This is a genomic window from Streptomyces sp. NPDC033180 (assembly GCF_055577645.1).
This window is the reverse complement of sequence record NZ_JBVIPU010000003.1, coordinates 238,810-252,123: the sequence shown is the minus strand read 5'-3', so window position 1 is coordinate 252,123 and position 13,314 is coordinate 238,810. Positions and strand designations below refer to the sequence as shown.

10 protein-coding genes are annotated in these 13,314 nt (G+C 68.5%); 3 read left to right on the top strand and 7 right to left on the bottom strand.

All coding sequences use genetic code 11. The features are described 5' to 3' along the window. Positions 1–179: 179 nt before the first annotated feature. From ACZ5WE_RS11870 to ACZ5WE_RS11860, 3 genes are all read left to right on the top strand, one after another. The gene (locus ACZ5WE_RS11870) at positions 180–1,256 is read left to right on the top strand and encodes a ParA family protein (protein WP_467685565.1); all 1,077 of its coding nucleotides are present in this window, start codon (positions 180–182) and stop codon (positions 1,254–1,256) included. Beyond that, positions 1,253–2,374, top strand: a complete 1,122-nt coding sequence (locus ACZ5WE_RS11865) for a ParB/RepB/Spo0J family partition protein (RefSeq protein ID WP_467685563.1) — start codon at positions 1,253–1,255, stop codon at positions 2,372–2,374. Before ACZ5WE_RS11870 ends, ACZ5WE_RS11865 begins: the two co-directional genes overlap by 4 nt. 307 nt (positions 2,375–2,681) lie before the next feature. Continuing rightward, complete coding sequence (locus ACZ5WE_RS11860; protein ID WP_467685562.1) at positions 2,682–3,299, top strand: GNAT family N-acetyltransferase; 618 nt, start codon at positions 2,682–2,684, stop codon at positions 3,297–3,299. A 113-nt stretch (positions 3,300–3,412) separates the two neighbouring features. Here the strand turns inward: ACZ5WE_RS11860 and trxA are convergent, their stop codons facing one another. The 7 genes from trxA to ACZ5WE_RS11825 all read right to left on the bottom strand — a co-directional run bounded on the left by trxA (position 3,413) and on the right by ACZ5WE_RS11825 (position 13,125). Then, on the bottom strand, positions 3,413–3,745 hold the full coding sequence (trxA, locus tag ACZ5WE_RS11855; RefSeq protein WP_363210328.1) for a thioredoxin: 333 nt from the start codon (positions 3,743–3,745) through the stop codon (positions 3,413–3,415). A gap of 46 nt (positions 3,746–3,791) precedes the next feature. Then, positions 3,792–4,751: a thioredoxin-disulfide reductase gene (gene trxB / locus ACZ5WE_RS11850; protein WP_467685560.1), complete on the bottom strand. Its 960-nt coding sequence runs from the start codon at positions 4,749–4,751 to the stop codon at positions 3,792–3,794. Positions 4,752–4,931: 180 nt separating this feature from the next. Next, on the bottom strand, positions 4,932–5,888 hold the full coding sequence (locus ACZ5WE_RS11845) for a hypothetical protein (RefSeq protein WP_467685559.1): 957 nt from the start codon (positions 5,886–5,888) through the stop codon (positions 4,932–4,934). Beyond that, on the bottom strand, positions 5,885–6,619 hold the full coding sequence (gene sigM, locus ACZ5WE_RS11840; protein WP_467685557.1) for an RNA polymerase sigma factor SigM: 735 nt from the start codon (positions 6,617–6,619) through the stop codon (positions 5,885–5,887). The genes ACZ5WE_RS11845 and sigM overlap by 4 nt, the downstream gene beginning before the upstream one ends. 32 nt (positions 6,620–6,651) lie before the next feature. Next, on the bottom strand, positions 6,652–8,361 hold the full coding sequence (locus ACZ5WE_RS11835) for a protein kinase family protein (RefSeq protein ID WP_467685555.1): 1,710 nt from the start codon (positions 8,359–8,361) through the stop codon (positions 6,652–6,654). Between the two features lie 118 nt (positions 8,362–8,479). After that, on the bottom strand, positions 8,480–10,732 hold the full coding sequence (murJ, locus tag ACZ5WE_RS11830) for a murein biosynthesis integral membrane protein MurJ (RefSeq protein WP_467685553.1): 2,253 nt from the start codon (positions 10,730–10,732) through the stop codon (positions 8,480–8,482). A 47-nt stretch (positions 10,733–10,779) separates the two neighbouring features. Further along, positions 10,780–13,125, bottom strand: a complete 2,346-nt coding sequence (locus tag ACZ5WE_RS11825; RefSeq protein ID WP_467686237.1) for a DUF6049 family protein — start codon at positions 13,123–13,125, stop codon at positions 10,780–10,782. Positions 13,126–13,314: the final 189 nt, after the last annotated feature.

The following is a 13,314-nucleotide window of genomic DNA, read 5'->3' as shown; positions in this document are numbered from 1 at the left end:
CGTGCATCGTGTTTCACGTGAAACGTCGCTCACTGCTGCATGGCATCATCAGTCGCGGCCGCGCTGCGGAACCTCGCGAGCGTCGGCCACTCGGTTCCCTCGATAAGGGAACGGAGTTGTCCACAGAGGTGGATTCGTCCACAGAAGACCGGGCCTCGCTGGTTCATGACCCTCAAAGCATGGGAGGCTCTGTTCATTGCGAGCCTGAAGTCGAGGAGAGTGAATCCTTGCGGTCCGACGCCAACATCGCGGGACCGATGACCGATCCGGTCCCCGGTCCCCGTACCGAGTCGGCGGGGGAGGATGTTTCACGTGAAACACCGCCCCCGATGGACGACACCCCTATCGGTCGTGCTGCCCAACTGGCGGTGGAAGCCCTGGGCCGTGCAGGCGAGGGCCTGCCACGACCTGAGCAGACCCGAGTCATGGTGGTCGCCAACCAGAAGGGTGGAGTGGGCAAGACGACGACAACCGTCAACCTCGCCGCTTCACTCGCTTTGCACGGCGCGCGCGTCCTGGTCGTCGACCTCGACCCGCAGGGCAACGCCTCCACGGCTCTGGGAATCGACCACCACGCCGAAGTTCCTTCCATCTACGACGTGTTGGTGGAGAGCAAGCCGCTCTCGGAAGTCGTGCAGCCGGTCCCCGATGTCGAGGGACTCTTCTGCGCCCCGGCCACCATCGATCTCGCCGGTGCGGAGATCGAATTGGTGTCGCTGGTGGCGCGGGAGAGCCGACTGCAGCGGGCGATCCAGGCGTACGAGCAGCCGCTGGACTACATCCTCATCGACTGCCCGCCGTCGCTCGGTCTGCTGACGGTCAATGCCCTGGTTGCCGGAGCGGAGGTGTTGATCCCCATCCAGTGCGAGTACTACGCACTGGAGGGCCTCGGTCAGCTCCTGCGCAACGTCGACCTGGTGCGGGGACATCTCAACCCCCATCTGCACGTCTCGACGATCCTGCTCACCATGTACGACGGCCGGACCCGGCTCGCCTCACAGGTGGCGGACGAGGTGCGCAGCCACTTTGGCGAAGAGGTCCTGCGGACGAGCATTCCCCGCTCGGTCCGTATCTCCGAGGCGCCGAGCTATGGGCAGACGGTACTGACCTACGATCCGGGATCGAGCGGTGCCCTCTCGTATTTCGAGGCGGCACGAGAGATCGCGCTCCGCGGCGTCGGTATTCGCTACGACGTACAGCACGCCCACTTGGGCGCTCAGAATGATCAGCACAGTATGACGGAGGGGATGCAGTGAGCGAGCGACGGAGAGGGCTGGGTCGTGGCCTCGGCGCCCTGATCCCTGCGGCCCCGACGGAGAAGTCGACCGCCCAGGCCATGGGCGGAGCTTCGGCCTCGCCCAGTGCTGTGCCAGTACTCACCGCCGAGCGGGGAGTGGCGGCCGCGAAGGTGGCGGCGCTTCCGCAGAGCCCCGTTTCACATGAAACGGATCAGCTGCTGAACGGAGCGGTGGAGGCCGAGGAGAGCCCGGTCGGTGCGTATTTCGCCGAGCTGCCTCTCGACTTCATCACGCCCAACCCGAGGCAGCCCCGTGAGGTCTTCGACGAGGATGCGCTCACCGAACTGGTGACCTCCATCAAGGAGGTCGGGCTTCTCCAGCCTGTCGTCGTACGGCAGGTAGGGGCCTCTCGCTACGAGCTCATCATGGGCGAGCGGCGCTGGCGGGCCTGTCGTGAGGCGGGACTAGAGCGCATCCCGTCGATCGTCCGCGCGACGGACGACGAGAAGCTCCTCCTGGACGCGCTCCTGGAGAACCTGCACCGTGCGCAGCTGAACCCGCTGGAAGAGGCTGCCGCCTACGACCAGCTGCTCAAGGACTTCAACTGCACCCACGACCAGCTGGCGGACCGGATCGGTCGTTCCCGCCCGCAGGTCTCGAATACGCTGCGGCTGCTGAAGCTGTCGCCGGCGGTTCAGCGCAGGGTCGCTGCCGGAGTGCTCTCCGCGGGCCACGCCCGTGCTCTGCTGTCCGTGGAGGACTCCGAGGAGCAGGACCGCCTGGCGCACCGGATCGTGGCCGAGGGGCTCTCGGTGCGGGCCGTCGAGGAGATTGTGACCCTCATGGGTTCGCGGCCGCAGAGCACTCCGCGGGCCAAGGGGCCGCGAGCGGGCGCTCGGGTGTCGCCGTCGCTGACCAGCCTTGCCACTCGTCTCTCCGACCGGTTCGAAACCCGCGTGCGGGTGGACCTGGGGCAGAAGAAGGGCAAGATCGTCGTCGACTTCGCCTCGCTGGAGGACCTGGAGCGCATTCTCGCGACGCTCGCCCCGGGCGAGGGCCCGGTCCTGAAGAACGGGCTCGCCGCGGACTCCGAGGACTCTGCTGAGGACGGCACGTCCGAAGGCGAAGAGGTCTGATCCTCATCAGTCAGCCCGCCGGGAGCGGGCCGTGTCCGGTCTGTACCGGAACACGGCCCGCTCTTTGCTTTCCTACGGTATCGGTGCAATCGCATCGTGGATACGATGCGATTGGGTATGGCACATCCAGCTGACGGCACCTCATTGGGGAGGGGAGGGCCATGCGATCGGTGAGCCGCACCGGACTGATGACTGCGGGCCTTGGGCTGGGAGCCGTCGGCGGATTCGTCGGCAGCCTGCTGAAGGAACGGAGCGCTCTGACTGCCGCCCGTGATGCGGCGGGCGAAGGAAGTGAGGAACAGCCTTCATGGGGCGTCGGCTCGTACCGCTCACGCTGGACAACCTTCCGGACCTTCCCCAGCGTTGCCGGACGTGTGTCTTCTGGGAGCTGGACCCGGTCAGCGGCCAGGCCGCGGTAAAGGCCGGTACGCCGGAGCTCGAGAAGGAGGCGTGGATCTCCGCCGTCCTGCTGGAGTGGGGCTCCTGCGGTCGAGTCGTCTACGTCGATGATGTTCCGGTGGGCTTCGTGCTGTACGCCCCGCCGGCCTATGTGCCTCGGGCCACCGCCTTCCCGACTAGCCCTGTGTCCCCTGATGCCGTGCAGCTGATGACCGCCTGGATCATGCCGGGTTATCAGGGACAGGGGATCGGTCGCGTCATTGTCCAGACGGTCGCGAAGGATCTGCTGCGCCGAGGGTTCAAGGCCATCGAAGCCTTCGGGGATGCCCGATGGGAGAAGCCCGCCTGTGTGCTGCCCGCCGATCATCTGTTGGCGGTCGGCTTCAAGACGGTCCGCCCGCACCCCTCGTATCCACGGCTGAGGCTTGAGCTGCGTACGACGCTCTCCTGGAAGGAGGACGTCGAGTTGGCGCTCGACCGACTGCTCGGGGTGGTGCAGAAGGAACCTGTACTCCGGCCGCTCTGACACGCCTGTGCCGCACAGCCTCACCCTGGATATGCGAATGGGCCGGCCCCGGAGGGCCGGCCCATTCGTTGTTTCACGTGAAACAACGCGCCCGCTTGTCGCTGCGCCGCTCGCTACTCGGCGATGAAGTCCGCGAGGTCGCGCTCCAGCGCAGCCTTCGGCTTGGCGCCGACGATCGTCTTGGCCACCTCGCCGCCCTGGTACACGTTCAGGGTCGGGATGGACATGACGCCGTACCTGGCCGCGATGCCCGGGTTCTCGTCGATGTTGAGCTTGACGATCTCGATCTTGTCGCCGTGCTCGGCCGCGATCGCCTCGAGGGACGGCGCGATCTGGCGGCACGGGCCGCACCAAGCGGCCCAGAAGTCCACCAGGACGGGCTTGTCGTTCTTCAGGACGTCTTCCTCGAAGGAGGCGTCGGTCACGTTCTTCAGAGTGCCGGCCACGGCGGGCTCCTTAACTCGGTGGTGCGGTGGGGAGGATGGGAGGAAGTCAGACGGTGGCGGCGGCCGTCACGCTGTCCACGAGGGAAGCGAGGAACCGCTCGGAGTCGAGGGCGGCGGAGCAGCCGGTGCCGGCCGCCGTGATCGCCTGGCGGTACGTGTGGTCGACGACGTCACCGGCGGCGAAGACGCCGGGCACGTTCGTCCGGGTCGACGGGGCGTCCACCTTGAGGTAGCCCTCGTCGTCCAGGTGGAGCTGGCCCTTGAAGAGCTCTGTGCGCGGGTCGTGGCCGATCGCGATGAACAGGCCGGTCACGGGCAGCTCGGAGGTCTCGCCCGTCTTCAGGTTGCGCAGCGTCAGGCCGGAGAGCTTCTGCTCGCCCTTGATCTCGGCGATCTCGCTGTCCCAGACGAAGCTGATCTTCGGGTCGGCGAAGGCACGCTCCTGCATCGCCTTGGACGCACGCAGGCTGTCGCGGCGGTGCACGATCGTCACGGACTTGGCGAAGCGGGAGAGGAAGGTGGCCTCCTCCATCGCCGTGTCGCCGCCGCCGATCACGGCGATGTCCTGGTCCTTGAAGAAGAAGCCGTCGCACGTCGCGCACCAGGAGACACCGCGGCCGGAGAGCGCGTCCTCGTTCGGCAGGCCGAGCTTGCGGTGCTGGGAGCCCGTCGTCACGATGACGGTCTTCGCACGGTGCACGGTGCCCGCGGTGTCCGTCACGGACTTGATCTCGCCACTGAGGTCGACGGCGATCACATCGTCCGGCACCAGCTCGGCGCCGAAGCGCTCGGCCTGGGCCCGCATGTTGTCCATGAGCTCGGGGCCCATGACGCCGTCCTGGAAGCCGGGGAAGTTCTCCACCTCGGTGGTGTTCATCAGCGCACCGCCTGCGGTGACGGCGCCCTCGAACACCAGGGGCTTCAGCGACGCTCGCGCGGTGTAGAGCGCCGCCGTGTAGCCGGCGGGCCCGGAGCCGATGATGATCACGTTACGGACGTCGGTCACGGCTTGATTCCTCGTCTCTGGAGACTGCTGCGTACTGCTGGTGGGTGCCTGTCTCAGGTCTCACACCACCCAACGGATCCTACGGGGCATGCATTCCCGACGTGTCCGAGCGCACGGAAGCATGTCAGGGACGTCAGGATGCCACGCTGAGCCGCCTCTCCCGCCGCAGCGGTGAGAGGGTCAGGGCCGCGTGTAGGAGTTGGTCAGCAGTACCTTGCCCGCGGCGGTGGCCGACGACGCCTTGTCCACGCACGTCGCGTCGATGACGTACGCGGAGACCTTCGTGGAGTCGGAGTCGTGGGACGTCACGACGAGGTAGGCGTCCTTCCCCTTATAGGTGCCCTCTTCGGCGGCGAGCGGGGTCCTGTCGCCCATGCCGAGTTGGATGCACTCCGGGACGGAGACCGTGGCCTCGCGGAGCTTCTGATCCTTCGGGGAATCCGGGCTGGAGCGCACACCGAAGGACGGCTCGTCGCTGCCGGAGGAATCCGGCTTCGTGGTGGGCGCCTTGGCGAGCAGGTCCGTCACCTGGCCCTTGAGCGCGCCTTCGGAGAAGGCGTGCGCGGACTCGGTGTGGCCCGAAGCTGTGTCGCCCGTACCACCCGTGTCGCTGCCCATGTTCTGTATCAGCAGGGAACCGAGACCGAGGGCGGCCGCTGTGAAGAAGGCACCAAGCACGACGTTGCGCCGGCGACCGCTCCTGAGTCCGGGGCCCGTGGAGGCACGAGGATGCCCTGCGGGGCGGTCCACCGGCTCAGGGCGTTCCACGGAGGCGGGCGTTGTTTCACGTGAAACACGTGCGGCGGCCGTCGGCTCCGGTGCTGGATCCGGATCGCTCGACTCGGCAGAACCGGGCACGATCTCGAGGGAGCCGGGTGCGATGGAGTCCAGCAGGGCTTCCGCCGCCAGTGCCGCGTCGATGCGCCCAGCGATTTCGGCCGGCATCCGTGGCGGTCCCGGCAGGGTGCCGAGCATGCCGCGGATCTCCTCCAGGGAGTCGTAGACATCGGCACAGAGCGCGCAGTCATCCAGATGTCGCCGCACATCGACTGTCCGGGACGGAGCGAGCAGTCCCTCCGTGAGGTCGGAGATCTCAGTGACTTCCGGGTGCCATGCCGAGTCGGTCGTGGTTGTCACGCTCGCCCACCTCCGCCCTTCACAGCAGCTGAATCGCTTGGTCCCGCATCCCGTGGTCCCGCTGCAGGTGGGACGGATGTCCCCTGCGTCCGGTTCCTTCCCGGGTCCGACTTCTTGCCTTCTGCGTCGTCGCCGCCGTCTCCGCGCCGCGTACGGGGTCCTGTACGCAGGTGGGTGAGCAGCGGCAGCAGTCTGGCTCTGCCACGTGCGCAGCGGCTCTTCACGGTGCCGGTGGGCACTTCGAGTACGAGGGCCGCCTCGGCCACCGGATAGCCCTGCATGTCCACCAGGACGAGGGCGGCGCGCTGGTCGTGCGGCAGGGTGCCCAGCGCCTCGACGACTTCGCGGTGCAGATCGCCGCGCTCGACGGGGGCGGCGGCTGACTCATGCGGTTCGAGGAGCTGCTCGAGGCGTTCAGTGTCGTCGATGGGGGAGGTCTTCCGGGACGCCGCCTTGCGTGCCCGGTCGAGGCAGGCGTTCACAGTGATCCGGTGCAGCCACGTCGTGACGGCCGACTGGCCGCGGAAGGTGTGAGCGGCGCGGTAGGCGGAGACCAGAGCGTCCTGGACGGCGTCAGCGGCTTCCTCGCGGTCGCCCAGCGTGCGCAGGGCCACAGCCCACAGTCGGTCACGGTGGCGTCGGACGAGCTCGCTGAAGGCGTCCTTGTCTCCTGACACATGCCGGGCCAGGAGGTCCTTGTCGCTCATCTCGCCGTGCTTGGTGTCGTCCACCGTCGAACCCCCTCCCCCGGTGAGTCTCGGCCTCAGCCGGTGAACTTCACATCCGTGATGGCCTGCTTGTACCCGGCACTGCTGTACTCATCACGCGGTGACTGCGGTACATCAGTGAGCCAGACCAGTACGTACCGCGTCGCGACCGGCTTCTTCGCCTTGATCTTCGCGCTCTGACCTGTGGTCGTGACGGTTCCGATCTTCTTCATCGCACTGGGAGGCGTCGACGAAGACATCGAGTCCGCGGCGTAGAGCTCGACCGTCGTGTGGTCGCCGGGGTAGCGCAGGCCGAGCGACGCGGTCGACACGTCCTCCTCCTTGCCGAGGTCGTAGACGATCCCGACGCCCGGCTTATAGGGGGCCAACGCCGGGCCCTCTATGAAGCTCTTGGACCGCCAGTACGTCGAGTCGTCGCCGTCGTATGTGTTGGAGACGCCCTGCAGGTCCTGCGGACCGCCCTCGAGGACGTACTCCTCGGCGTTCGCGATCTTGATCGGACGCGTGGTCTTCGGCGCGCTCTTGTCGCCCTCGTCGGAGGTGTCCGAGTTGCCGGGGTCATCGGAGTTCCCCCGGTCCATCAGCGCGTCCGCCAGCTGCCAGCTGCCGAGCCCCAGGGCCGCGATGAGCAATGCGGACACGGCCCACTTGAGGGCCTTGCCCGTACGGCTCTGTAGCGGGGGCGGCGGGGTCGGTACCGGCTGAGTGGCGCCCGGACGGGGCGAGGTGCGGCCGTACGTGCCCTGCTGATAGGTCGTCCGCTGGTACTCGGGCGGTGCGGTGAACGCGGGCTCCGGCGGGCGGATGCGCGGCATCTCACCGATCGCCTTCACCAGCTCCTCCGGCGTCGTGCATGGCGGCTCCTGGCGGGAAGCCGTCGCACCCTCGTTCACGAGCGCGCGCATGGCGAGCTCGGAAAGGCCCCTGTGTACGCCTGCGCGCACCTGGTCGGGGGCGATCAGGCCGACGCCCTTGGGTAGCCCGGAGAGGCCGTACGCGTCGTCCTCGTACGGCCAGCGCTGGGTGAGCGAGGCGTACAGGAGCGCGCCGACCGCTTCGGTGTCCGTGCGCTGCGGGGTCTCGGAGTTGATGCCGCGCAGCGCCGCGTTCACGGCGAGGCCGCGGATGCGGTACTGGCCGGAGGACGTTCGCAGCACCGCGCTCGGGGTCAGCCGCAGGTGGGCGAGGCCCTCACGGTGAGCTGCCGCCATGGCCTGGGCGACCTGGCTGACGAGCTGGTACGCGTCATGCGCCTCAAGAGGGCCCGCGGCGAGCAGGGCGGTCAGTTCCGTGGCGTCGGGCAGCCACTCGTGCACCACGTAAACGAGGTCGTTCTCCTCGACCGCGTCCAGGACGTGGACGAAGCGGGGGTCGCCGAGCAGCGCCGACGAGCGGGCCGCGGCGAGTACCGATCGTGCCCGCGGGTGGTCGGCGGGCAGCAGATGCACGCCGACGGCCCGGCGGAGCTTCTCGTCCACCGCACGCCAGCTGCTGAAACCGTCCAGACGGGTGACGCACTCTTCGAGTCGATAGCGTCTGGCGAGCTTGTGACCGCTGTGCAGCTCGGGGGGTGATGTCGCCCCCGGGGCCGCGGGCTCACCGGTCTCCGCTGTGCCTTCTTCTGCCGTTTCCCGCTCCCGGGTCTGGGCCACCCCGTCGGCCGTGGCCTCGTCCGCCTTCGCGGTCAGCGGCTCATCGCCGCTGTTGTCTGCCACGTCGACGGCAGCCGTGCTCCGTTCCGCCACCGTCGTTCCTGCCTCCCCATCCGTTGCGCTTCGTCAGACGCCAAAGCCAATTGTGCCCACAGTCCGGCGCTATGCACGACACGCGGTGGCCGGTGATGGTTGTGCGAACCCCCGGATCTCACCGTCCGAGACGGCCGCGAACCATCCCGACCATGGAATTGAGCTCCGCAATCCGCATCTTTCGGGCGGCTACGAAGAAGACGCCACCGAGGATGATTCCACCGGCCACCAAGGCGATCAGCGAACCGCCTGCGCCGTCGCCCAGTGTTTTGAGGATCCCGTAACCGGCGGCGCCGCCGAGGATCGCCGCCGGGATGCACGCCATGGCGAGACGGGCGTACGTACGCAGGACGTGGGTGCCGTCCAGATCGCCGCCGAGGCGGTTGCGCAGCCTGCGCCAGGCGACACCGACACCGACCGCGTAGGCGAGGCCGTACGAGGCGGCCATGCCGACCACAGCCCACTGGGCGGGCAGGAGGACGTAGGCGATGGCACTCGCCGCCGCGTTGACGGCGGCCACGATGACCGTGTTGTAGAAGGGCGTCCGGGTGTCCTCGTAGGCGTAGAAGCCGCGCAGAACGACGTACTGCACCGAGAACGGGATCAGTCCCAGGCCGAACGCCATCAGGACGAAGCCCATGGACTGGGCGGCCTGGCTGCCGCTGGAGGCGAACAGCAGGGTGCACATCGGGACGCCGAGGGCGACGAAAGCGAAGGCGACCGGGACGATCGCCACGGCCGAGGTGCGCAACCCCTGGGAGATGTCGTCGCGGACCGCGCCGGGGTCGTTGTCGTGGGCCGCCCGCGAGATGCGGGGCAGCATGGCCGCCATGACGGAGACGGTGATGATGGCCTGCGGCATGCCCCAGATCAGCTGGGCGTTGGAGTAGGCCATGATGCCCGTGCCGTCCTTGCCGGAGGCTTTTCCGGCAGCGGTGGCAAGCTGTGTGACGACGAGCACACCGGCCTGGTTCGCGAGGACGAAGAGCACCGTCCACTTGGCCAGCTTGACCGCCTTGCCGAGACCGTGGCCCTTCCAGTCGAAGCGTGGCCGGAACCGGAAGCCCGTCTCGCGCAGATACGGGATCATCGCCAGGGCCTGGACGATCAGACCGAGCAGGGTGCCGATGCCCAGGAGACGGACACCGTCCGCCGGGATGTTCTCGACCCGCATCCCCGAGTCGCCGGACGTTCCGTAGACCCAGATGAACAGGCCGAACGTGAAGATCATGACGATGTTGTTGAGGACCGGGGTCCACATCATCGCGCCGAACTTCCCGCGGGCATTGAGGATCTGGCCCATCACCACGTGCACGCCCATGAAGAAGATGGTGGGCAGGCAGTAGCGGGCGAACGTGACCGCGACGTTGTTTGCCGGCGGGTTGTTCGCGATGGGGGTGGACATCAGCTTGACCAGCAGCGGCGCCGCGAAGACGGCCAGTGCCACGATGAGGCCGAGCGCGACCATGACGAGGGTCAGCAGGCGGTTGGCGTAGGCCTCGCCGCCGTCCTTGTCATTTTTCATGGCGCGCACCAGCTGCGGCACGAAGACCGAGTTCAGGCCACCGCCTACGGACAGGATGTAGATCATCGTCGGCAACGTGTACGCGACGGTCCAGGCGTCACCGAGCGTCGCGGCGCCGAGGGCCGCGGTGATCACCATGGTGCGTACGAAACCGGTGAGCCGGGAGACCATCGTGCCCGCGGCCATCACCGCGCTCGACTTCAGCAGGCTCGCTGCCCGTCCGGCACCGCCCGACTTGGGGGCCGGCGCGGGGGTCGGGGGAGTCGCCGGGGCTGGGACCATCGGGGGCTCGGGGGGCTGGTAGCCGCCCGGCTGCTGGTAGCCGCTGCCCTGGGGATAGCCGTTGCCCTGGGGGTAGCCGTCCTGCTGGTAGCCGCCGGACTGTTCGCGGTAGCCGCTGGGCTGCTGGTCCCGGAAGAGGTGAGCGAAGGCGTCCGGCTCGTGGCGCTCCTCGCCGGAATGGGTGACCAGGTCGTCGACGCCCACGAACTGCGTCGTACGCGCGTCGTCGCCGTACGGGAGATGCCGGGTCGGGCCTTCGGGTTCGGGGGCCGGGGTCTGCGCCCATACGCGGGGGTCGGGGGCGTGCGGAGGGGCGGGCGGCTGGGCGTAGAGCGGCTGAGGGTCCTGGTAGTAGCCGGGGGGCGGCGGAGGGTGCGAAGCGCGGTCGTACAGGGCCTCGGTCACCGGGTCCTGGGCGGCGAGATCCTGCGCCCGGTAGGGGTCCTGGTCGTAGGCGTCCTGGAGGTACACATCCGGGGCAGGCTGGGGTGGCACCTGCCCGTCCTCGGGGGGACCGGCACCGCCCGCGCCCTGGCCACGGTCACCGTCGTACGGCGCGTTCATGGATTACCCCACCTCATCGTCCCCGGGCCCACCGGCCACGACATCGCTCAACGGTCCACTCTCTCACCCGTGTCCGACGGGTCGGTGCTTTCCGGGGCGGTGTCCGGTGTCGGGTCACTCGGCTGCTCGGGGTCGTCCTCCCCCGGCTCCGTGCCGGACTCGCCGTCGGGTCCGTCCTCCGGGCCCTCCTCGGCCCGCTGCCGGGCGGCCCGCTTGCGCTGGGTGTACATCCGGAATCCGGCGAGCACGAGGAGCAGCACACCGCCGGCGATGACCAGCATCACCGTGAGGGTGATCTCGGTGACGTTCACGTCGAAGCGGACCGCCTTGCCGTATGGCTGGCCGTCCTCGGTGTAGAGCTGGGCGTAGACCGGGACCGGGCCGTTGGCATTGGCCGTGGTGGTGAACTTCACCGACTGCGCGTGTCCGCCCGCGACCTTGACCCGCTGTTCCGAGTAGGCCTTGTCGTCGATCTTGAGACGCGTGGGGTTTTCCGAGGTCAGGCGCAGAACCATGTGGTCGACGCCCTGGACCAGGTTGTTCTGCACCGTCACCGGGATCGTCGCGCTGCGCCCCGAGAGCTTCGCGTCGGACTTCTTGATCAGCGACACCTGGTCGATGAGCGTCGTCAGGTAGTTGTCCACGCCCTGGCGGTAGGTTGCCGCCTCGGCGCCCCTGCCCCGCCAGGACGTCGACATCTCGCGGTCTATGGCCCGCCCGAAGGGCGTGATGACGCGGTCGGGCTCGCTGAGGATCGTCTGGAAGCGGTTGAGCTTATTCTGGGTGTTCTGAATGGACGTGAAGGCCGACTTCGGCAGCTCCTGCCTGCGCAGCGCCGCCGGATAGGACCTGGCCGACGGCACCTGGGTCGTGGCGGACGGGTCCGGCTTGGCCTTCGCCGCCGTCGACAGGTCCTGAGGTTCCGACCAGCGCTCGTCGGAGAGGGCGGTCAGCGCCTTCGCCATCGACTGGGCCTGGCTGGCGGATGGCATGCGCTGCGGCGCGACGACGATGCTGCGCTGATTGTCCGGGTCCTGCAGCGTGACCATCAGGCTCTGGGCGAGGAACTCCTGCACGGCGAGCGTGGAGTTCTCGGCCCCCGTCATGTCGCCCTGGAAGGCCGTGGAGAGGCGTGCGTCGGCCACCACGGCCGTCGTGCCGCCGCCGATGGGCCGGGCGGCGTTGGGCGTGTACGGCAGGGCGCCGCCCTCACGCAGGTTGTCGCTCCGGGCGATCACCGAGTGGGCGCCCGCTGAAGTGGAGACATCGACGATCGATGGATCGAGGGCGCCGTCCACGGGCCACGCGAAGTCCGACTGCGGCTTGACGTGGAGGATGACCTCCACGGCCTTCTCCCCCACATCGGTGGCGTCCTGGAGCTGGCCCAGGGAGCCGGTGACGGTCCTGCCGTTGTGGGCGAGCGAGGCCAGGTCGGGATCGGCGAAGGGCAGCGCGACGACCTTCTCGTCCTTCACCGTCTCCTCGAGCTTGTTCAGCCACTCCTTGGCGACCGCCTGGTTCTTGCCCGCCGTGGTGCTCTTGCCGTCGGCGGTCTGCACCCGGTAGTTCCGTGTCATCGCGTCGACCGAGGCAAGCAGGTCGGGATCGATGACCCACGTGACATCGAGCTGGCGGCCCAGGGACAGCATCTGCTCCAGGCGACCGCCCGGCGCTAGCTCCTTGGCCAGGTCGTCGTCCGTGAAGACGGGCGTCTGCTGCTCGTCCGAGCCGGTCTCCGCCGTGAGGTGCGAGGTGGAGATGAGCGGCCACAGATAGGTCGTCCTGGTCTTCGTGCCCGCGGCGTCCGACTGCCAGGGCAGGAAGGTCCGCTCGAAGCCGAGCACCTGGGACCACGGCTGGGCGACGGTCCGGCCCGTGAGCGAGACACCGAGCTGGTAGACGCCGTCGGATCCGAGGTCCAGCGCCTTGACCGGGACGGAGATGCTGAAGTCCGTGCGGATGCCGGGGGCGAGCTTGGAGAACTTCTTGACGTACTTGCCGCCGACCTCCGTGCCGTCGGCTCCCGGCTGGTAGCCGGTGCGCTTGGCGGCGGAGTCGATCTGGCTGCGGCCGCTCAGGGCCGGTCCAAGGCGCAGCCCCACCTCGGCCCCTGTGACCGCCTGCTTGCCCTCGTTGGTGACGGTGCCGGAGACGGTGAGCGTGTCTCCGTCCGACGGGGCGGTGGGTGTGAGTTTGTTGAGCGAGACGTCGACGGTGTTCGAACCGGCGGCGTCTGCCGGCACGCTCGGCGTCGCGGCGTGCGCGGTCGGCTCGGCCGACAGCTGCAGCATGCCGGCCAGCAATGGGGCGCCAGCCAGCAACGCTGCCGTACGCCGCAGCCACCGGCGGGCAGGTGAGGGACTGGTCCCCGGGAAGTCTGCCGCCTCGGCCACGCGTTGCCCGTCCTCGTCGTCGTCAGTGGTCGTCGGTTGTGCGTCCACGCATGGTAACGAGGTGCGCTGTGGCGAAGTGCCGCGGACTGCTCCACATGATCTGAAGACCTGGCCGGGGAGGGGCGCGCGGCCCGGGAGGCCCCGCTGAAAACGGGGCGGCTGGGGGCGTCCGGGGCACGTACCCTTTTC